Here is a 20515-nt window from a genome sequence, read left to right as displayed (position 1 = left end):
ATGAAGCCCGAACAGCTCCAATCCGTCCGGGCCACGCTCCGCTCCCCGCGGCGCCTCAAGACTGAGGCCCTCGCCGGACTGGTGGTGGCCCTTGCCCTCATTCCGGAAGCCATCGCGTTCTCTGTGATCGCCGGCGTGGATCCCCGGATCGGCCTGTTCGCCTCCTTCACCATGGCGGTCACCATTTCCTTCGTGGGCGGCCGGCCCGCCATGATCTCGGCCGCAACGGGCGCCGTCGCCCTGGTGATCGCGCCGCTGATGCGCAGCCACGGACTGGACCACCTGATCGCCGCGGTCATCCTCGCCGGGGTCTTCCAGATCCTGCTCGCCGTCCTGGGCGTCACCCGGCTCATGCGCTTCATCCCGCGCTCGGTAATGGTGGGCTTCGTAAACGCGCTGGCCATCCTCGTGTTCATGGCCCAGCTGCCGGAACTGATCGGCGTTCCGTGGCCGGTCTACCCGCTGGTGGCCGCCGGCCTGCTGATCGTCGTCGGTCTCCGCCGCATTACGACGGCGGTGCCGTCACCGCTGGTGGCCATTGTCCTCCTGACGGTCCTCGCCGTGGTGGCCGGGATCGACGTCCCCACCGTCCAGGACAAGGGCCAGTTGCCGGAAAGCCTGCCCACCCTGTTCATCCCGGCTGTGCCCCTGACACGGGAGACCTTCCAGACCATTGCGCCGTTCTCGCTGTCCATGGCGCTCGTGGGGCTGCTGGAATCCCTGATGACGGCCAAGCTGGTGGACGACATCACCGATACCCGCTCCAACAAGACCCGCGAATCCTGGGGACAGGGGGTGGCCAACATCGTCACCGGGTTCCTGGGCGGCATGGGCGGCTGCGCCGTGATCGGGCAGACAATGATCAACGTCAAGGGTTCCGGCGCCCGGAGCCGGGTGTCCACGTTCCTCGCGGGCGTCTTCCTGCTGGTCCTGGTAGTGGCCCTGGGCGACATCGTAGGCCTCATCCCCATGGCGGCGCTGGTGGCGGTGATGATCTTCGTCTCGGCCATCACGTTCGACTGGCACTCTGTTGCACCGGCAACGCTCCGGCGAATGCCCCGATCGGAAACCGCGGTCATGCTGATCACCGTTGGCACGGTGGTAATCACGCACAACCTGGCGATCGGCGTCGGGGTCGGGGTGCTGGCAGCGATGGCGATGTTCGCCCGCCGGGTGGCCCATTTCGCCACCGTGGAGCGGACGGAAGTGGAGCTCAACGGCCGGACGGTGGCCACGTACACCGTGGACGGCGAACTGTTCTTCGCCTCCTCCAACGACCTCTACACCCAGTTCAATTACGCCCGCGACGCCGAGCCGGACATCGGCGGCGTGGTGGTCGACCTGCACGCATCACACCTGTGGGATGCCTCCACCATCGCCGTGCTGGATGCCGTGACTGAGAAATACCGCCGGCACGGCCGCGAGGTGGAACTGATCGGCCTCAACGCGGCCAGCATCCAGATGAGGGAGCGGCTGGCTGGCAAGCTCAACGCCGCAGAGTGAGGTTCACCACACAAATCACACCCCGATCCCTTACCTGACGCGGGCCGGCGCGTCATGAACGACACGGTGCCGTTACCTTAATGTGACATTGACCGAACCCTCCCGTACGGTGGAAAACGTGCCTCTTTCACCGACGAGGCGCTCCCGCGCTGATTGCCTAACTCTGCCGCAGCCCGAGGAACCAATCGAAGACCCATGTCCGGCAGAGACGGGGAAACCACTTTTTGGCCTGCTTTTAGCGGGCCTTGGGGTGAAGCCGCACAGTTCCTGACCACGCTCAGGACCGCGGCCGGGTGCCTCCCATCCGAATCCGACAGCTCACCTCGCAGGCATCGGGAGAGGCTTCTTCATGTCGTTCCGCTTTATTTCTGGCCGCCGTGCTGCGGCCGCCCGCTCCAATCCGTTCACCCGCCTTGCCTCCGCAAACTCGGGCGTCGGCCGCCAGGCAGCAGTGATCCTCGCCGCCTCCGGCCTGGCCTTCACAGGCACCGTTGCGGCCAACGCCGGAGGCGCCGCACCGGCCCAGCCCGCGCAGGCTCCGGCCGCCGCCCCCGCAGCCGCCAGCCAGGTTCAGGCTCCCCTGGACGCTGCTTCCAGCGTCCAGATCGCGTTTGAACGCCCCGCGGTCAACTCGTCCCCGGCTACCGTGGTGGCAGCACCCGTCGTCCAGAAGCCGGCAGTCAAGAAGGCCGCAGCACCTGCTGCCGCCCCGGTTGCCGCGCCCGCCAAGGCTGCTGCGCCCGTAAAGGCCGCAGCTGCGCCGGCCGCGCCCGCACCGAAGGTCACCGTCAAGGCTGCGGCTCCCGCGCCGAAGGCCCCTGTCCAGGCTGCGGCAGGCGTCAATGCAACCATGCTGGCCTCGGCGTACGCCCAGATCGGCATCACGCAGGACTGCACCGCCATGGTGGAGAAGGCCCTCGGCGCCGCCGGCATCCGCGTGGGTGACCTGGCTCCGATGCAGTTCCTGAGCCACGGCAGGGTGGTCTCCACCCCGCAGCCCGGTGACATGGTGGTGCAGTCCGGCCACGTGGCCATCTACGCCGGAGCCGGCAAGGTCATCAGCGGCGGCATGAACGGCATCAACGCCACCATGGCCCACCCGCTGTCCTGGCTCACTGCGACCGGCCCCGTCACGTTCGTGCGCGCGGCCTAGCCGAGCTGAAAAACCGCCGTGTTCCGCTGTCTTGGGGGCGGCGGAACACGGCCACCCCCCAAGGTGCTCCCACCTTTCTACAAGGATGGCGGAACACACTGGGCATGCCTGATGAAAGACCGCAGTCTCCGGCTGCGAGTCAGGATCGCCGGGTCCGGATTGTCCCCCATGCATTCCGGATCCGGCGCCTGCGTTAAGGTCCTTGCGCCGGAGGTCGGCGGCTCTGCCCCGGACCCCGCCTCAGCCCCTGACCGTACGGTTCCGCCCCTGTGATTTGGCTTCATAAAGGGCGACGTCAGCGGCCGCGATCACCTCATCGAGGTCAGCGGTATTCGCGTTGTAGGTGGAAATGCCGTAGCTGACGGTCGGCATCCGCAGCAGCTCGGGGATGTGCTGCCCTGCCAGCCTCCTGCTGATCTCACCCGCGATGATTTCCGCACTCTTCGGGCCGGCACCGGGCAGCAGGAGGATGAACTCCTCCCCGCCGTAGCGGCCGGCAAAGTCCGTAGACCGGACCGATGCGCTGCACGCTTCGGCAAAGGCCTGAAGTGCGAGGTCGCCCGCCGCGTGGCCGAAGGTGTCGTTGACCGACTTGAAGTGATCCAGGTCGGCGAGGATCAGCGAGCCCCCGCTGTTGGCGGCCTTGCTGCGGTGCAGCTCTTCGGCCGCCGCTTCCAGGAACGCGCCGCGGTTGAGGAGGCCGGTGAGCCCGTCCTGGGTGGCTACCGTGCGCAGCGCCCGCGTCTGCTGCTCGGTGCTCAGCCCCGCCATGCTGAAGGAAACCACCACCAGCAGCACCATGGTGACCATGGTGGTCACCGCGGACCCGAAGAATGTGGCAAAAACAGGACCGTTTGGCCCTTGGATGAGGAACACCACCAGGCGGCAGGTGTAAAAGAATGCCACCCCGCCGGCCGCGATGGCCATGGGGATTCTCACCCGCGAGTACCCGGGTTCAAGCCGCCACAGCTCGTGCGAAGCCAGGCCGATAAGCACGGCCATGGACGCCAGGAAGACGGCTCCGCCGGCCCACGTGTTGGATCCCGGGCTGTCGAGTCCGGCGGCAGCGCCGGCGATGACCGGCAGCGCAACAGACATCCACACGTTGTACTTCAGGTTCCGGAGGGAACGCGCCCCGGCCCAGACACCTGCCGCGCCGGATACCAGCAGGAAGTTGCCCAGCGGATTGGCCCAGGCCTGCTGCGGCGTGCCGTTCAGGAGGAAGGCCGCCGAGCCTGACAGGAACAGGAGCAGCGCGGCACACCACCAGGCGCTGTAGGGCGAGCGGGTGCTGCGGAAGGTGGAAAAGTAGAACAGCAGCGCCAGAATCAGGGCCATCGCCGCGAAGGCAATCCGCAGTGTTGCCGTGTCTAGGATCATTCCGTCCCCTTGAATCCCGATCCAGTGCAATCCAGTATCGCACCGGGAGCGCCGGGGGTCCCGCTGGGCCGCGGAGAATTTTCCCGGGACCGACATATTTGTCTGACATCAGTCACGAATTGGGCCGCCGCGGCGCTCCGGTGCCAGCATTATTGAATGCTTGAGGCAACAAAAGACCCCGTATCCGCTCCCCCGGCCACGGAGGCCGACGCCGCACCCCTGAACCCGGCCCTCGCCGCGGAGGCCAGGACTGCGCGTGTCGCGGTGACCGTCTTCCCCCTCCTGGTGCTCGCAGCCGGCGTTGCCGGGTTCCTGCTTCCCGGCGCCTTCAAACCCCTCGGCCCGGCTGTGCCGTACCTGCTGGGAATCATCATGTTCTGCATGGGCCTGACGCTGACGCCGCCGGACTTCGCGGCCGTTGCGCGCAGGCCTTGGGCCGTGGTGTTGGGCATCGTGGCCCACTATGTGATCATGCCCGGCGCCGGCTGGGCGATCGCCACCCTCCTCCACCTGGAGCCCGCTCTCGCAATGGGCCTGATCCTCGTGGGCTGTGCGCCGTCCGGCACCGCCTCGAACGTGATGGCCTTCCTGGCCAAGGGTGATGTGGCCCTGTCCGTGGCGGTCGCCAGCGTCTCCACTCTGATCGCCCCGGTGGTCACGCCCGTCCTGGTGCTGTCCCTGGCCGGTTCCTTCCTGACCATCGACGCCGGCGGCATGGTGCTGGACATCGTCAAGACCGTGCTGCTGCCGGTGATCGCGGGCCTGCTGGCCCGGCTGTTCCTCAAGAAGCTCGTCGCCAAGGCGCTGCCGGCGCTTCCCTGGGCATCCGCCGTCGTTATTTCCCTCATCGTGGCCGTAGTGGTGGCGGGAAGCGCCAGCAAGATCCTGGCCGCCGGCGGCATTGTGTTCCTGGCCGTGGTGCTGCACAACGGCTTCGGCCTGGGGCTCGGTTACCTGGCCGGCAAGCTCGGCCGCCTGGACGCCAGGGCGCGCAGGGCCCTCGCGTTCGAGGTCGGCATGCAGAATTCCGGCCTGGCGGCAACGCTGGCCACCGCCCACTTCACTCCGCTGGCGGCCCTGCCGTCCGCCGTCTTCTCGCTCTGGCACAACATCTCAGGTGCCATCGTGGCGGCCTGGCTGGCCCGGAAGCCCCTGCCGGAGCAGCCGGAAGCCTAGACAGCAGCAGGCACGGCCGGCTCAGCCGCGGCGGCCGGGTCGCCGGGGACCTTCGGGCCAAATCCGTTCTCGGGCCGTGGCAGTCCGTAGTGCTCACGCAGTGTGCGGCCCGTGTACTGCTGGCGGAACAGTCCGCGGGACCGGAGGATCGGAATGACATGGTCCACGAACGCGTCCAGTCCCGAGGGGAGTACCGGCGGCATGATGTTGAACCCGTCGGCAGCACCCTTCTCGAACCACTCCTGAATGGCGTCTGCCACCTGCTCGGGTGTTCCGGAGAAGGTGCGGTGCCCGCGGCCGCCGCCCAGCCTGCCGATGAGCTGGCGGACGGTGAGCCTTTCGCGCCGGGCGAGTTCCACAATGAGCGTGTACCGGCTCTTGGCGCCCTCGATCGCGTCCTCGGAGGGAAGGTCCTCGGGCAGCTGCGCATCGAGCGGGAGTGATTCGGGCGAGACCCTGAGGACGCCGGCCAGCTGCTTCCGCGCGTGCTCGGGGTGGATGAGCTCATCAAGCTGCTTCTCCAGCTGCCGCGCCTCGTGCTCGGTGGAGCCGATGACCGGGACGATGCCGGGCAGGATCTTGATGTGTTCCGGGTTGCGGCCCACGGCGGCCGTCTTCCGCTTCAGGTCCGCGTAGAAGCGCTGCGCCTCAGCCAGGGTCTGCTGCGCCGTGAACACCGCCTCGGCGTAGCGGGCGGCGAAGTCCTTGCCGTCCTCGGAGGAGCCGGCCTGCACGATGACGGGGTGGCCCTGGGGCGAACGCGGCACATCCAGGGGACCCTGGATCCGGAAGTAGCGGCCGGTGTGGTTGATGGTGTGGACGCGGGAGCTGTCCGCCCAGACCCCGGCGGCCTTGTCCCCCACCGCGGCGTCATCTTCCCAGCTGTCCCAGAGCTTCCGGGCGGCGTCGAGGAACTCGGCGGCGCGCTCGTAGCGGCGCCAGTGCGCCGGCTGGTCCTCCAGGGAGAAGTTCCGCGCGGCCGCTTCGCCCGCGGTCGTCACCACATTCCAGCCGGCCCGGCCGCCGCTGATGTGGTCCAGCGAGGCGAACCTGCGGGCCAGGTTGTAGGGGTCGTTGTAGGTGGTGGAGGCGGTGGCGATCAGGCCGATCCGCTTGGTCACGGCGCTAATGGCGCTGAGCAGGACCGTCGGCTCGAGGGTTCCGTAGGGGCGCTGGCGCACGTCGCCATGCAGCACGGGCGAGTCGGCGAAGAAAATCGAGTCGAAGGTGCCGCGTTCCGCGGTGCGGGCGAGCTGCTGGAAGTGTGCCACCTGTGTCCCGGCGAAGCTGTCGCTTTCGGGAAGACGCCAGGACGCCTCATGGTGTCCGGTGCTCATCAGGAAGGCATTCAGGTGGAGTTGGCGTGTGCCGCCGTCGATGGCTTTGGCTGGGGTGCGTTCAGTCATGATGTGGTCCTTGGGGGTCTGGGGGCGGTCAGGCGGTGCGGGATCCGACGGCGGTCCGCCAGCGGGAGAAGTGGCGTTCAACGGCGACCAGCAGGTAGTTGACCATCAGGCCGAGGAGGGACACTGTCAGGATGCCCGCATACATGTCCGGAATGAGGAAGCTCATCTGGGAATTGACGATCAGGTAGCCCAGGCCGGCCTTGGCACCGACCATCTCGGCGGCGATCAGGACCAGGATGGACGAGGTGCCGGCCATCCGGATGCCCGTGAAGATGGTGGGCACGGCGGAGGGAAGGATGACCTTTTGGAACAGCTGGAAGTTGGACAGCCCCAGTGAGCGGGCGGCGCGGATAAGCAGGGGGTCGACGGTGCGGACGCCGGCGATGGTGTTCAGCAGCACCGGGAAGAATGCCGCGTAGGCCACGATGCTGATCTTGGACGTTTCGCCGATGCCCAGCAGCAGCGTGAACACAGGGAGCAGGGCAAGCGCTGCCGTGTTCCTGAAGACTTCCAGCAGCGGGTTGAGGAAGCGGTCAAGGGCGCCGTACCAGGCCACGAGCAGCCCGAGGGCCACGGCGCTGACGACGGCGATGCCGAATCCACTCGCGGAGCGGCTCAGGCTGGCAGCGAGGTGGTTCTGCAGCTGGCCGTTTGCGACGAGGGTACCCAGTGCCTCGAGCACCACGTGCAGGGGCGGAAGGAACACCCTCGTCGAGGCCGGGGCGAGGTAGGTGGGTCCCAGTTCCCAGAGCAGCAGGAACAGGATGATGGCCCCGGCACCCCACACAGCTTTGCCGCCCTGGCGGGCGTACAGGCGCAGCGTGGCCGTCGGAGTCTTGCCAGGCCCCGGACGCAGCCCCGGATTTCGCGCCGTCCCTGCCTCCAGGGCAACTGCCCCGGGACCGGGCTGGGTCACCGTTTCGGTGTACTTGGTCAGTGTTGGCGTGCTCATCAGGCTGCCTTTCCGGTGGTGATGGTCTTGGTTTCGTCCGGCGCCGTCCCGTCGGGCTGGATCTTTGCGTGCCCGGCCTCCTGGGCACGGCGTACCTCGTCATGCAGCAGCGACCACACCTTGTGCCGGTGTTCCACGAAGGCCGGGTCGGAGCGGACGTCCTCGTCACCGGAGCGGTCCCCGAGGTCGATGTCCACGATTTCCTTCAGCCTTCCCGGCCGGGAACTGAGCACGGCCACGCGCTGGCCGAGGTACACGGCCTCGTCGATGCCGTGGGTGATGAAGATGATGGTCTTGCCCGTGGTGGCCCAGATCCGGAGCAGTTCGGTCTGGAGCTGCTCGCGCGTCTGGGCGTCCAGGGCGGCGAAGGGTTCGTCCATCAGCAGAATGTCCGGCTCATAGGCCAGGCTGCGGGCGATGGCCACGCGCTGCTTCATCCCGCCGGACAGTTCGTGGGGGTAGCGGTCTTCGAACCCGCCGAGGCCCACAAGCTCGAGGTATTCGCGTGCCTTCCCAGCCCGCTCTTTGCGGCTGTAGCGCTTCCCGTCGCTGCCCACGCCTTCCAGTCCGAAGGAGACGTTGGCAGCGGCCGTGCGCCAGGGGAACAGCGCATACTGCTGGAAAACGACGGCGCGGTCCCGGCCCGGTCCCGCCACTTCCCGGCCGTCCACCAGCACCTTGCCGGTGTCCGGCTTGGTGAGGCCGGCCAGGAGGTCCAGGAGGGTGGTCTTGCCGGAGCCGCTGGGGCCGACGAGGGTGATGAATTCTCCTGCGGAGACGTCAAGGGAAATGCCGTCCAGGGCGGTCAGGACTGCCCCTTCCGGATTGTCCTTGCTGGGCCGCACCGTGAACTTCTTGGTGACGTTTTGAAGGCTGATTTTCGGTATCGGCCCGGTTCCGGAGGTCATGGCGTGCTTCCCTTCAGCAGGTCGTTCAAGGCGTTTGGTGTCCACCATGAGAGCAGAGATGGAGCACCGCCTGAAGGGCCCGGTCACGAGGGGAAACGGGGCGTAACCTGCGGGCCGGGGCCGCGGATGGCGGCTCCGGGACGCGCGGGGACTTCGAAGTAAACAGTGCGTAATTGCGGGTGTCTTCCGGGGACATCGGATGACGCACGGCGACAAAAACCGGCAGTGAAGGCGGGTGATGTTGCGGCCGGCGACGGAACATGACGGCCCGGGCACGACCTCGCCTTGCACTGAACCCGGACAGCCTGAAGGTCCGATTGTTACGCGGCTGCAGGCACCCGTTGGTCGATCAGCCGGTTCCTAGAGGAGGGGGAGCTGCTCGGTGAACACGCCAGTGGACAGCACCTCGTACAGCAACTGAAGCGCGCCGCCGCCGAACAGGGCATGCCCGCTGAGGCGCTTCCAGGAGGCCGTGTTTTCTGCGGCCTTGGCCGCGTACCCGGCCATCCGGTCCATGAGCAGCGCGACGGCCTGTTCTGCATGCACCGATTCGGAGATGACCACCTGCGCGATGCCGCGCCTCGCCAGTTCGGCGATGGCATGGTCCTCTTCCTCGGTGGGCGGGACGCCCACGATGACGCCGTCTGCACCCCCGGCCAGCATGAACTGCCGCCACGACGGGCCAAGCAGGATAACCGGCTGGTAGCCGTGCCGGGGCAGGATCGCGGCGGCGGCCGTGGCCAGCGCCCGGTCCGCCGGCCATTCCAGGTCCAGAATGGCGATGGCCACGAGGTCCGTTTTTCCACGGCGCATTCCCCGCGCCGCCTGGTTGGGCACGTAGCCAAGATCGCCGGCGGCGGCCATGACGCGTTCCTGCGTGGACGGGCTGATCCGGGTGGTGCCTCCGGTCCTGCCGGATCAGCACGTAGGACACCGTCGTCAGTGAGACCCCGGCCCGTTCGGCAACATCCCTGATGGTGGGGCTGGACATGCTCCTCACTGTTTTCTCCTATCGTTCCTCCGCGCAGTTTTCGGTTTGGAAGTGCGTGCGGTTCGGGGGTGCGTGCATCACTCCGTGTGCGGATGTATTGCCTGGCCTTCGAGCTGCTCCGGGTCCCACGGCGGTTCGGCGGCCATGTCCACACCCGTTCCGGATGCGGACCGCGGCCCCACGGCCACCTCGGCGGCGGGGACGTGCGCCTGCCTGCTGATTCCCCCGCGGACGCTCTCGACGATTTCGTCGCCGAGCAGCGGACCCGTGTAGCCGATGCTGAGCTGCCCGCCGTGCGCCGTGGTGCTGTAGTTCCCCAGGGCGTCGGAGACGATGCCCTCCCGGTCCACCGCGGCCGACACGGCGGCGGGGTCCGGTGCGGCAACGGTGAAGCGCAGGTCATGCACCAGGACCGGCAGGACGTAGAAGTTCTTCACGCCCAGGCTGCCGGTGTCCTCCTCGGTGACTGCCCGCACAATGGTGCGTCCGTCGTCGGGAGTGGCAGTTGACGGCAGGGCCACGATGACTTCGGGAACCATCTGCTGCAGCACGGCGGGTTCAAGCACATCAGGCGAGATCGCGGTCAGGACGGTGTCCCGTGCCGCGGCGGCCGCGTCCAGCCGCTTGCGGATGCCGGCGATGTCCGCGTCCAGTCCGGTGTGCACGGCAATCACCACCCTGCGCCGGACCATGAGGCCGTCGTAGCTGACGGTGGGCCGGCCGTTGCCCACATCCTGTCCTTCCTCGGCCTGTGCGAGGACCCGGTTCGCGACGTCCGCCGCGTTGGCGGGGCTGCTCGCGGGCGGGGCGGGAGCCGGATTGGCCGCCGGACTGGCCTGGACACCGCCGGTGCAGCCGGCCAGGGAGAGGGCCAGCAGCACCGCCGGTGCGATAAGCGGCGTCCGTTTCATCTCATGTCCCCGCCGGGTAGGCCAGCTTGTACTTCGAGGCGTAGTACCCCTCGGGCCGGGTTTCCAGGACTGGCTTGTCGGCGTTGATGGGATCGTTGTTCCGCAGGTCGCCTACGGCGAACTGGACCATCATGTCGTGGTCCTCATGCACCAGGTTGTGGCAGTGGACCATGTACCGGCCGCCGAGGTGCTTGCCGGTGTCGAACTGCATGAGGACGGTGACCGACTCACTCTCACCCGCGTAGAAGACGTCCTTTGGCCCGCCTTCCCAGGCGAAGGGCTTGCCGCCGTTGGTGTTGCGCCCGATGATTTTGCCGTCGATCAGGTGGATATGGACCGGATGGAACCAGCCGCCGGACTCGTTGACGATGGTCCACTGCTCCACCTGGTTGCGCTGCGGGTTGGCGAAGCACCGGGTGAAGTTGGATTTTTCCACGGTGTCCCAGGTTTCACCGTTGATGGTCCACTCCCCGCCGTGCCGCTGGACCCGGAGTATCCTCTTGGCCACGGCCATGTCCGGGGTCAGTGCCATGGTGTCCAGCCCGCCGAGTGCCTTCGTGGGGTGCGGGCCGGCATCCAGCGTGGTGGGGATGGCCGCGATGGTGCGGGACCCGGGCTGCGCGGGGGAATCTGCCACCACCTGGAACTTCATGACCTTGCCGGTATTGGCGAAGTTCACGTTGTTCTTGTTGCTCAGGTTCCGCAGCTCCACCGACTGCCCTGGCTTGTACTTCCGGAAGTCGATCAGCACCTCGTAGCGTTCGGCCGTGCCCTGCCGCCAGGAGGACACCGCCTGCACCTTGGGGGTCATCCCGGCGTCGGTGCCCACCACATGGAAGGGGTCACCGTTGGACAGGGCGAAGCGGTAGGAGCGGGTGATCGATCCAACCAGGAAGCGGAACCGGTAGATGCGCGGCTTGACCTTCATGGTGGGCCACGGCACGCCGTTGACCATGATGATGTCGCCCCACAGGCCGGCGTGGCCGTTGTCGTTGTAGCCGAGGGACCCGTCGGCGTTCAGCATCACATCGGAGACGAGGATGGGCACGTCGAACTCGCCCTGCGGCAGCTGCGCCCGCTCACGCGCGCTGGTGATGGAGTAGATGGAGGCGAGCCCCGAGTACACGCCCTGGGCCGTCAGCATGTGGTTGTGGTCGTGGTACCAGAGCGTCCGCGCTGCCTGCCAGTTTGGATAGTGGTAGTTCTTCACCCTGCCCGGCGCAGTGCGGTCGTTGGCGTACCCGTCATACTGGGGCAGCGACGCTGATCCGTGCAGGTGGGTGACGGTGTTAAACGTGTTCGGGTAGAGCAGGCCGGTGGCAGGCAGGCGGTTGCTGATCCTCAGCTCGCTCCTGGTGCCCTGCTGCACGCGGATAGTGGGGCCCGGGAAGATGCCGTTGTACCCAGCCAGGGTGGTGCTCAGCCCCCGTGCGATCTGGGCCTTCCCCAGCTTCTGGTTCAGTGCATATTTGGCAAACGGCGTGCCGTCGCGGTCCCGGCCCGTGGCATAGGGCAGCAGTTCGGGAGGCCGCCGAAAGACGTTGGTGAACGGAACCGGCATGTTGGCCGGGGCAAGCTGGCTCGGCGTGACGGCCGCTGTTTCGTCGTCGTCCGCGCCCCGGCGTCCGGGGACACCTGCGAGGGCCGGCCCTCCGGTTGATGCTGTGACGGCGACTGCGCCGCCCAACAGGCTTAGTTTCAACACGTCCCTCCGTGTTGTTGCCATGACATCCTCCCAGCTGGTTGCGATGGCTTCGGCGGCAGCATTGGCGCCGGGCCACATATGAGACACAGCCATGGTGCGCCGCGCGACTCCAGAAAACCTTGGGAAGCGGCGCTTGCGGGGGCCCGTCCCACCTGAATAGGTGGGAGGGCCGCCGTCGGAATGTCCGGGACGGAAGCCGCACGCTCAAACCGGCTCCCGCGGCCCCCCGCGGCGGGCGCCCCCTAGGTTTGGCCGCCGCAGGAGCGGGCAATCCTGCGGACTCCCGGCTATTCACAACGGAACGGCGGCAGAATGCATTGACGAGCAAAGGAGCGTGGTCCCATGCATGAGGAAGGTCTTCGGCGCCAGATCATGGGCGTCATCAGCCACGTCCTCACTGACGAGGCAACGGACCTGCACGTACGGATGGCGCTGCTGCGGCACCTTGGCGAGAACCCCGGAAGTCCGGAACAGGCCCTGCTGGCACACCTCCGCGGTTGCCGGGGCCAGGACGCCGGCCGGGCAGAGGGATCCGCCGCAGCTGGTTCGTCCTGAACCTGGCTGCTAAAACGTTCCGAAGACTGGGGTGGGTCACCGCGGGTGGGTCACCGCGGGTGGTCGCCTTGGGGGTTGTCTCCCCGCAGGTGGTCCCCCTTTGCAGGTGGACGGGGGCTCTTTTGAGGGTGGACCCGCCGGGCATTTATCCAAGGTCTTTATTTGAAGCTTGCCTTGGTCGGTGGCAGTCACCTGGCCTGGCCTAAGAGGTTCTGGGGGCCATCTTGAGCACAGAAGGAGTCACCATGTTTGCAAAATTCCACCGCACACGGCTCAGAGGCGGGCTGGCAACTGTTGCCGCCGGCGCCCTGCTGGCAGCTGCCGTATCGCCATTGGCTGCTATGCCGGCGAGCGCCGCCACCGCAGGCGTGGGACCCGTGGATCCGTCCAACGGCTTTCCCACCTGGTTTTCCGACGGCACGGTGAAGCTGCAGCTTTGCTACATGGCCGGCGCGGGCTGCCTCTCCGAGCCGCCTGACCCCGCCGCGCCGCCGTCGTATCCGGACAACTTCCCTGAGGAGGCCTTCTGGTTCGCTGCCGAGGCCGCCGGCGGAAACCTGCGGCTCTACGAGGCGGCGCTCGAAGGCGCCCACACCAACGGCATCGTGGAGCCAGGGGAACAGATGGGCTTCGCCCGGCTCCGGTTCATCGTCGAGAACATCCTGCCGAACACCGCCTACACCATCACGCACCCTTACGGCGTGAATGTGCTCACCTCCGAAGCGGATCCCAAGAACCCTGCGGTGGGCAGGATCAAGACCACGATTGACTCCGGCGTATGCGCTCCGAGCCCCACCGCACCCTGCAACTGGGCAGGAGTCGGCGCCGCCTTCCTGGGCGACTACAAGGCCGGCAGCACGGCGACCTTCCTTCGCCAGGTGGGCGCCGCGCCCGGAACCCTGGGCGACATCAACACCCCACGGGCGGTCACCGGGGCACCCTCCGGCACCAACGCCGTCGTCATCACCGGGCCCAACGCCGGCGGTCCGGGAATCAACACCCTCACGGTCAGCACGTTCACCGTGCAGGGACTGATAGCCGAAGGATCCGACGGCGCACCCTCCACCCCGGACCTGGCGGCAGCCAGCGACAGCGGACGTTCCGCCACGGACAACATCACCAATGTCACGGCACCCACCTTCACCGGAGCCTTGCCGGCCGGAAGCACAGCACCCGTGCAGCTGATTGTGGACGGCGCCGCAACCCCCGTGGCCACCACCCTGGCCGGCGGAAACTACACCGCCCGGCTGGCGCCGCTCAGCCAGGGCGTCCACAAAATACAGTCCCGGACCGCCAACCCGGCCTACGTGCCCGACCCGCTGACGGGAGTCGTGCCGGCAGGCGTTCCGCAGTACCTGACCTCTCCGACGCTGACGTTCACCGTGGACAGTGCCGCGCCGGTGGCCTCGGTCATCGCACCATTCCCGTCCACGCCGACCCTGGACAACACGCCGACGCTGAACTTCGGCAGTGAAGCCGGCGCCAGGTTTGAATGCCAGCTGCTGCCCAGCAACACGGAGTGGGATCCCACCTGCGCCGCCCCCAAAACCTGGGACGCCCAGGCCAACGGGACCTACGTGTTCAACGTCCGGGCAACGGATGCGGCCGGCAACGTCAGCGCCGTAGCCACCCGGACCGTGCAGATCGGCCCTGCGGATACTGTGGCTCCGACCGTCACGGGCCGGGCACCCGCCTCGGCCGCCGCCGGCGTGGGTACGGGCACGAATGTCACAGCCACTTTCAGTGAGTTCGTCCAGGGCGTCTCCGGCAGCACCTTCACGCTGAAGAACGCCGCCGGGGTCACGATCCCGGCGACCGTGACCTACGACCAGGCCACCCGGCGCGCAACGCTCGACCCCGCCGCCCTGCTCACCCCGAGCACTACCTACACCGCCACCCTGACCGGCGGCACGGCCACCATCCGCGATCTGGCCAACCGGCCGCTGGCCTCAACGAGCTGGCGGTTCACCACAAGCGCCGCACCCACCGTTTCCTCCCGGGCCCCGGGTGTGAACGCGACCGGGGTGCTCCGGACGGCCAACATCACCGCAACATTCAGCAAGCCGGTCAACGGCGTAAGCACCACCACGTTCACCCTGAAAAACGCCTCCACCGGCGCGGCGGTGGCAGCCACCGTCACCCGCAACGGGACCACCAACCAGTGGATCCTGAACCCGGCCGCCACCCTTGCGGCCAGCACCAGGTACACCGCTACCATCACGGGCGGCCCCGCCGCGGTACGGGATGTGGCCGGCACTCCCCTGGCCAGCACGGCCTGGAGCTTCACCACCGGCACCCGCTAAGCGGCTGAACTAAAACACCAGGCAGCACCGCCCGCAGGTTGGGGCGGTGCTGCCTCATGTGAACGGCTAAACCTCGTCTGCGCCGGTTCCCGCCATGCGGTTGGTTCGTCGGTTGATCAGCCAGGTGATGAACCACAGCACGACGCCGATCGCCATCAGTCCGCCGGCGATCTGATACTGGATGACGTTCCGCCCCACCCACGGGCCGGCGAGGAAGGCACACAGCAGCGCGGCGAGCAGCGGCAGCTGCCCCGGTGACGTGAAGAACACCTCGCGGTTGGGGTCACGCTTGCGACGGAGGACCAGGCAGGCCACGTTGACCACGGTGAACACACACAGCAGCAGGAACGCGGTGGTGCCGGAGAGGTTGGCCACGATGTTGCTCTCCGGATCGCTGGTGACGTACCAGATCAGGCCCAGCGCGAGGACGGTGGAGAACGCGATGCCGGCCCATGGTGTGCGCCGGCTGGGCAGCACCTTGCCCAGCGGCCGCGGCAGCACGTCCTGCCGGGCCATGCCGTAGATCAGGCGGCTGGCCATCAGCATATTGATAAGCGCCGTATTGGCGACGGCGAAGACCGCGAGGAAGGGGAAGATCCTGTCGATCGGGAAGTCCGGCGAGCCCTTGTGCACCACCTCCAGGAGCGCGGCGCCTTCGGCCTCCCGGATGTTTTCCAGTTCGGTGGGTGAGAGCACGCTGACCACGGATACGGCCACCAGCATGTAGAGGATCACCGCTATGCCAAGACCGGTCAGCATGGTCCGGGGGAAAATCTTCTCCGGGTGCTGGGTCTCCTCCACCATGTTCACGGAATCTTCGAAACCGACCATCGCGAAGAAGGCGATTGAGGTGGCCGCGGTGACCGCCAGGAAGAGTCCCTTGTCCTGGTAGTCGTTGAAGACGAAGATCTCCCCCGCATTACCGGTGCCCTGGGTCATGACGTAGAAGCCGACTCCGATCACAATGCACAGGGCGGTCATCTCCACCAAAGTCAGCACCACGTTGAATTTCACGCTCTCCCCCACGCCGCGCAGGTTGATCACCGCCAGCAGCAGCATGAACCCCATCGCCACCGCGGTGATCACGCCCTGCCCGGGCAATCCCATCCAGCCGTTGATTTCCAGGCCGCCGAAAAAGTTCTGGGCGAGCACGTTCGCGGAGGTCGACGCGCTGGTGATGCCTGAGCAGACGACGGCGAACGCGACCAGGAAGGTGACGAAGTGGATGCCGTACGCCTTGTGCGTGTATAGGGCTGCACCTGCTGCCTGCGGATATTGCGTGACCAACTCCAGGTAGGAGAAGGCGGTCAGCGTTGCGACGACGAATGCCAGCAGGAACGGCAGCCAGACGATGCCGCCCACCGTGCCGGCCATGGTCCCGGTGACTGCGTAAACGCCCGCACCGAGGATGTCTCCGACAATGAAGAGGAGCAGGAGCTTGGGTCCGAGGACCCGTTTCAGCTCCGGCGCGTCGCCTTCGGGGGTTGCGTCGAACACTTCATGGGATGTCGTGCTCATGGTTGACCTCCACAGCGGTACCGGTCCTCGTGGAACCGCGGCCGGGGTTCCGGCCTCGGCGTGACCTACTTCACTGTGAACCTGGGCCAATCAGTTTTGCAATACCGCGGGCTACCGCTTGCCCTTCTTGCGCGAACCCTTGCCGCGACCCTTGTCCGGGTTGGGCGCATAGCGCTGGGCAACCTTCGGCTTCTTGGCGCCGGCGCCCGCACCGCTGCCGCGGCGGTCCGGCTTAGGCTCCTTCTTCTCTTTCTCCTGCCGGGAGGACGGTTGCCGTGAGCTTTGCGCCGTGCGCCCGCGGACAATGCCGATGAACTCCTCGATGACCTCGTCCGTGGTGTCGCTGGGCCAGGCGAGGGCAATCTGGGTTCCGGGCGCCCCGGTCAGGCGGCGGGCCACAGTGTCTTTGATGTTGAAATGCCGGGCAACCGACATGGGCAGGATCAGCAGTCCGGCACCGGACGCCACCACCTGCAGGGCCGTCTCCGGCCCGCCCAGTTCATCGGCGTCGAGGAAGGTTTCCTCCGCGAGGTCCTCCAGCGCCACCTCCTCGAACACGCTGATTTCGTGGCCCTTGGGCGCCACCACCACCGGCTGTTCCTCGTAGAGCGGGATGACGTTCAGGCCTTCGCGCTCCACTGGGAGGCGGATAAAGCTAAGGTCCGCCGAACCGTCCTGCAGCACCGAAAGCTGCGTCCCGTCGTCGGACATGAACGAACGAAGGGGAACGTCCGGCATGCGCTCCTCCCAGCGCCGGATCCACTTCCCCGGCGTTACGCCGGCGACGTAGGCGAAGCGGAGCTCGCGCGGCGGGGACTCCGGCGCGGCCGGGTCCAGGGTGGGTTCATCTTCAGCGGGCACACCTTCACAGTACTGCCACCGGCACTCACAGCGCGGCGCGTGTTGGGCGCAGGCATTGGTCAGGGGAACGGGCACAGCCGGATACCCTTAATGCATGACCTCTGCTAACTCCCAGTCCATGAAGCCGGCCACCGTTGCCAAGAAACTTGGCATCTACCTGCCTGCGACGCCCCAGGAGTTCCAGGATTCGACCATCACGCGTGCGGAGTTCGCCGAGCTGCAGTCCAACCCGCCGGAGTGGCTGGCCGAACTGCGCCGCAACGGCCCGCACCCCCGCCCGGTGGTGGCGCAGAAACTCAACGTCTCCATCAGCGGCCTTGCCCGCGGCGGGGTTGAAGAGGCGCTGACGACGGCGGAGATCACCGCGCTGCTGCAGGCTCCCCCTGCGTGGCTGGTAGCCGAGCGCGCCACGCACGCCGCGGTCCGCGCCGAAGCCCAGCGCGTGAAGGACGAGGCTGCCAAGAAGGCTGCAAAGAAGGCCAGCCAGGGCTGAGGCTCCCGGGCCGCTCCGGCCCTTGGCGGTATGCGGCTGCCCGGTTTCGGGCCAAACCCTTGGGGAAACCCGGAATTCTGATCCCCCCGCCCTAGGGGCAGGTGGGGGTTCCAACCCGGTGGGGGGTGCATGTCCCCCGCACCGCCGAACACCGGGTGCGCCCGCCCTGACATGGGCAAATCACCTTCCTCCCCCTCAGTGGCCCCTTAATGTGGGGGGCCCAGAAGCGCGGCCAAATTGGTGCCGCAGCGTGTTTTCCCAAGCCGAAACGCACAGCGTTTCCCCAAGGGGACCTCTTGATTCTGTGATTGTGCGTGAAGGTCGCGCACCTCGGATCGATGAGGTCATCATGAAACCAGCACAAAACGAGCCGGGGGCGCACACGTCCCGCCTTCCCGGCGGCCGCAGGGCCGGTGTCCTTGCCACCGTCTCCGCAGTCATCTGCTCAACGTCCCTGTTTGCCATTCCCGCCGCCAACGCGCTTGTACCGGCTTTCCCGGACAACATCGTTGTCTTCCCCGACCGTGACTTCGTCTCCATCGAGGGCTACGAGGGACACGCCGGCCAGACTGCCACGCTTGAAGTCAAGCGCGCCGGAAAGATCATCGGCTCGGCCGAGGCAGCAGTCGACGCCGGCGGCGTCGCCTTTGAGGTTAACCACCCTGGCGGCGTCTGTTGGGGTGCCGGCACCGGCCTCAACGTCACCCCGGACATCCGTCCCGGAGACGTCGTCTCCATGCGGTTCGGCACAACACCCGCCGGCGAGACGACTGTGCAGGACACCTACGTCACCGGCGATGCCGTACGCAGCGGGAGCACCGTCACCGTCAAGGGACACATCGGCGCCACCGTCAACCGCGCCCAGCTGGAACAGCGCATCATCGAGCCGGCACTGAAGGACACCAGCATTGGCCGCCGCGACATCCGCGCCATTCCGGGTGCCATCACCCCTTCCGACAAGGGCGGATACTCCTCCGGGCTGGAAGTGACGGGCGACACCTTCACCGCCACCTACATCTTCGATGATCCCGCAAATGCTGAAATCGCTGCCAACGCCGGGCTGGGCGAACGTGCCATGGCCTGGGAGTTCGAAGACGCGGACGCCAACCGGCAGGGTCTGACCATCGCAGAGTACGGCGAGCCCGGCGGCCCGGGCATGGGCGGCTGCCCCAACGGCCCGCTGCAGTCTGGTCCCCCCGCACCGTCCAGCATCACAGCCGCCAAGGTTTCCGGCGGACTCAAACTGAACTGGAGGCCGGCCGAAGCCATCCCCGGAACCCCGGCCATCACCGGCTACCGTGCCGTTGCAGTCGGCAAGACGGTGACCGGCAACGAGCAGGTGGAGATCGGCAAGCGCATCTCCGGCCAGGCAGCCACCGGCACCACCATCACCGGCCTCTCCGCCACCGAGGACTACGACGTCTACGTCGTCGGCGTCAGCAGCGTGGGCGAGACCTACCCCGCCGCCCACGCCATCCCGGTGACGGACAGCACGCCCCCGACCGTGTCTGCGACGCCCAACGGAGGCACCTCACCGGTCGCCCAGCGGGTCACACTCGGCGCCAGTGAGGCCGGCAGCGACATCTACTACACCACCGACGGTTCCGATCCGGTCCTCTCCGGCGGCGTGCTCGGGGCCACTGCAATCCGCTACACCGGCCCGATGGACATCGCCACCAACACCACGCTGAGGTTCGCCGCCTTCGACCCGTCCGGCAACGTCTCCACCATCGGTGAAGCCGTCTTCAAGGTCACCAACGATCCCGTGCCCGCCGCTCCGGCCTTCACAGGGGCCCCCGTGGTGGGCCAGGGCACGGCCACACTGACATGGACCGCCCCGGAGCCGGGCGCCGCCGGCCTGACCATCACCGGCTACACCCTCCAGGCCTACACCGCTGACGGCACAGCGTTCGGCGCACCCAAGACGGCCGCGGGCACCGCAACGTCCCTGGTCTACAGCGGACTCGCGGGCGACACTGCCTACCAGTTCACGATCAAGGCCAGCAACGTCAACGGCACCGGGCCCGAGTCGGCAAAGACAGCCCCCGTCACCGCACAGGGCGCCGTCGTCGCAGTGGCCGGCCCGGACCAGAACGTTGTCCGCCGCACCACGGCCACCACGGTCACCCTTGACGGCACCGGCTCCACCGCCACCGGGGCAACCTACCGGTGGGAGCAGGTACTGACCGGGACAGCTGATCCGGACAAGGTCACGCTCACCGGCGCCACCACGCTCAAGCCGACGTTCAGCCTCCCGGTCTTCAGCTCTCCGATGACCAACAATCCGCTCACGTTCCGCCTCACCGTGACGGTCGGCTCGACCATCCGGACCGATGAAGTCAAGGTTGCGCCGGTTCCGGACCGGGTAACCATCGGCCTCGCGCAGTGGAAGACCGGCGACCTCAGGATTGAGGGCACCAGCTCCGTGGTCGGAGGCACCGTCACCATCCGCGTCGGCAGCGCGACCGGCCGCATCCTGGGCCAGGCAGCCGTCACGGCGGCTGTGGCACCGGCAACGGGCGGCGCCTACACCCTGCGGCTCCGCAATGCGGCAGCCGGGACCACCAACCCGGGCACCGTGTGGATTGAATCCACGCTTGGCGGCACCGCCGGCCCCAAGGCGGTAGCCAACAAGTAAACAACCCAGCATTAACCACCGGGTCCGGTGGCCGGCGGCATCAGCCGTCAGCCACCGGACTT

Annotated in this window: 16 protein-coding genes, 1 pseudogene and 1 riboswitch; of the genes and pseudogenes, 7 read left to right on the top strand and 10 right to left on the bottom strand. The window is 67.3% G+C overall.

What is annotated here, in order from left to right; all coding sequences use genetic code 11:
- Both AC5RWD_RS15415 and AC5RWD_RS15410 read left to right on the top strand, forming a co-directional pair.
- Window positions 1-1503, top strand: a complete 1503-nt coding sequence (locus tag AC5RWD_RS15415; protein WP_494020843.1) for a SulP family inorganic anion transporter — start codon at window positions 1-3, stop codon at window positions 1501-1503.
- A 180-nt stretch (window positions 1504-1683) separates the two neighbouring features.
- Window positions 1684-1849: riboswitch (cyclic di-AMP (ydaO/yuaA leader) on the top strand.
- A gap of 3 nt (window positions 1850-1852) precedes the next feature.
- Window positions 1853-2656, top strand: coding sequence for a hypothetical protein (locus tag AC5RWD_RS15410; protein WP_494020842.1), 804 nt, complete (start codon window positions 1853-1855; stop codon window positions 2654-2656).
- A gap of 240 nt (window positions 2657-2896) precedes the next feature.
- On the opposite strand, the gene AC5RWD_RS15405 is transcribed toward AC5RWD_RS15410, so the two are convergent.
- Window positions 2897-4036 carry a GGDEF domain-containing protein gene (locus AC5RWD_RS15405; protein ID WP_494020841.1) on the bottom strand — a complete coding sequence of 380 codons (1140 nt, stop codon included), beginning with the start codon at window positions 4034-4036 and terminating at the stop codon, window positions 2897-2899.
- A gap of 156 nt (window positions 4037-4192) precedes the next feature.
- Between AC5RWD_RS15405 and AC5RWD_RS15400 the strand changes: the two genes are divergently transcribed.
- Window positions 4193-5212 carry a bile acid:sodium symporter family protein gene (locus AC5RWD_RS15400; RefSeq protein ID WP_494020840.1) on the top strand — a complete coding sequence of 340 codons (1020 nt, stop codon included), beginning with the start codon at window positions 4193-4195 and terminating at the stop codon, window positions 5210-5212.
- Here AC5RWD_RS15400 and AC5RWD_RS15395 read toward each other — a convergent pair.
- From AC5RWD_RS15395 to AC5RWD_RS15365, 7 genes and pseudogenes are all read right to left on the bottom strand, one after another.
- Window positions 5209-6618: an LLM class flavin-dependent oxidoreductase gene (locus tag AC5RWD_RS15395; RefSeq protein ID WP_494020839.1), complete on the bottom strand. Its 1410-nt coding sequence runs from the start codon at window positions 6616-6618 to the stop codon at window positions 5209-5211. The two genes, AC5RWD_RS15400 and AC5RWD_RS15395, sit on opposite strands and share 4 nt — an antisense overlap.
- Window positions 6619-6646: 28 nt before the next feature.
- The gene (locus AC5RWD_RS15390; protein WP_494020838.1) at window positions 6647-7570 is read right to left on the bottom strand and encodes an ABC transporter permease; all 924 of its coding nucleotides are present in this window, start codon (window positions 7568-7570) and stop codon (window positions 6647-6649) included.
- Window positions 7570-8478 (bottom strand): ABC transporter ATP-binding protein, encoded by a 909-nt coding sequence (locus tag AC5RWD_RS15385; RefSeq protein WP_494020837.1) that lies wholly within the window; start codon window positions 8476-8478, stop codon window positions 7570-7572. The genes AC5RWD_RS15390 and AC5RWD_RS15385 overlap by 1 nt, the downstream gene beginning before the upstream one ends.
- A 360-nt stretch (window positions 8479-8838) precedes the next feature.
- A complete protein-coding gene (locus AC5RWD_RS15380) occupies window positions 8839-9342 on the bottom strand; it encodes a LacI family DNA-binding transcriptional regulator (protein ID WP_494020836.1) in 504 nt (167 codons plus the stop codon).
- A 79-nt stretch (window positions 9343-9421) separates the two neighbouring features.
- Window positions 9422-9469 (bottom strand): annotated as a pseudogene (locus tag AC5RWD_RS15375) (hypothetical protein); the annotation flags it as partial.
- A gap of 77 nt (window positions 9470-9546) precedes the next feature.
- Window positions 9547-10380 (bottom strand): hypothetical protein, encoded by an 834-nt coding sequence (locus AC5RWD_RS15370; RefSeq protein ID WP_494020835.1) that lies wholly within the window; start codon window positions 10378-10380, stop codon window positions 9547-9549.
- A 1-nt stretch (window position 10381) separates the two neighbouring features.
- Window positions 10382-12106 carry a multicopper oxidase family protein gene (locus tag AC5RWD_RS15365; protein ID WP_494020834.1) on the bottom strand — a complete coding sequence of 575 codons (1725 nt, stop codon included), beginning with the start codon at window positions 12104-12106 and terminating at the stop codon, window positions 10382-10384.
- A 321-nt stretch (window positions 12107-12427) separates the two neighbouring features.
- Here AC5RWD_RS15365 and AC5RWD_RS15360 point away from each other — a divergent pair, with 321 nt between their 5' ends.
- Window positions 12428-12640, top strand: coding sequence for a hypothetical protein (locus tag AC5RWD_RS15360; protein ID WP_494020833.1), 213 nt, complete (start codon window positions 12428-12430; stop codon window positions 12638-12640).
- Window positions 12641-12885: 245 nt separating this feature from the next.
- Window positions 12886-14943, top strand: a complete 2058-nt coding sequence (locus AC5RWD_RS15355) for an Ig-like domain-containing protein (protein WP_494020832.1) — start codon at window positions 12886-12888, stop codon at window positions 14941-14943.
- Window positions 14944-15009: 66 nt separating this feature from the next.
- On the opposite strand, the gene AC5RWD_RS15350 is transcribed toward AC5RWD_RS15355, so the two are convergent.
- Together AC5RWD_RS15350 and AC5RWD_RS15345 are read right to left on the bottom strand one after the other, a co-directional pair.
- Complete coding sequence (locus AC5RWD_RS15350) at window positions 15010-16461, bottom strand: APC family permease (RefSeq protein WP_494020831.1); 1452 nt, start codon at window positions 16459-16461, stop codon at window positions 15010-15012.
- Window positions 16462-16572: 111 nt separating this feature from the next.
- Window positions 16573-17322, bottom strand: coding sequence for a LysR family substrate-binding domain-containing protein (locus AC5RWD_RS15345; RefSeq protein ID WP_494020830.1), 750 nt, complete (start codon window positions 17320-17322; stop codon window positions 16573-16575).
- A gap of 94 nt (window positions 17323-17416) precedes the next feature.
- Here AC5RWD_RS15345 and AC5RWD_RS15340 point away from each other — a divergent pair, with 94 nt between their 5' ends.
- Entirely contained in the window at window positions 17417-17815 is a 399-nt protein-coding gene (locus tag AC5RWD_RS15340) for a DUF5997 family protein (RefSeq protein ID WP_494020829.1), read from the top strand.
- A 349-nt stretch (window positions 17816-18164) separates the two neighbouring features.
- Window positions 18165-20453, top strand: a complete 2289-nt coding sequence (locus tag AC5RWD_RS15335; protein WP_494020828.1) for a fibronectin type III domain-containing protein — start codon at window positions 18165-18167, stop codon at window positions 20451-20453.
- Window positions 20454-20515 lie beyond the last annotated feature (62 nt).

The organism is Arthrobacter sp. CMU6, assembly GCF_059090205.1.
This window is presented reverse-complemented; position numbering and strand designations above follow the sequence as displayed.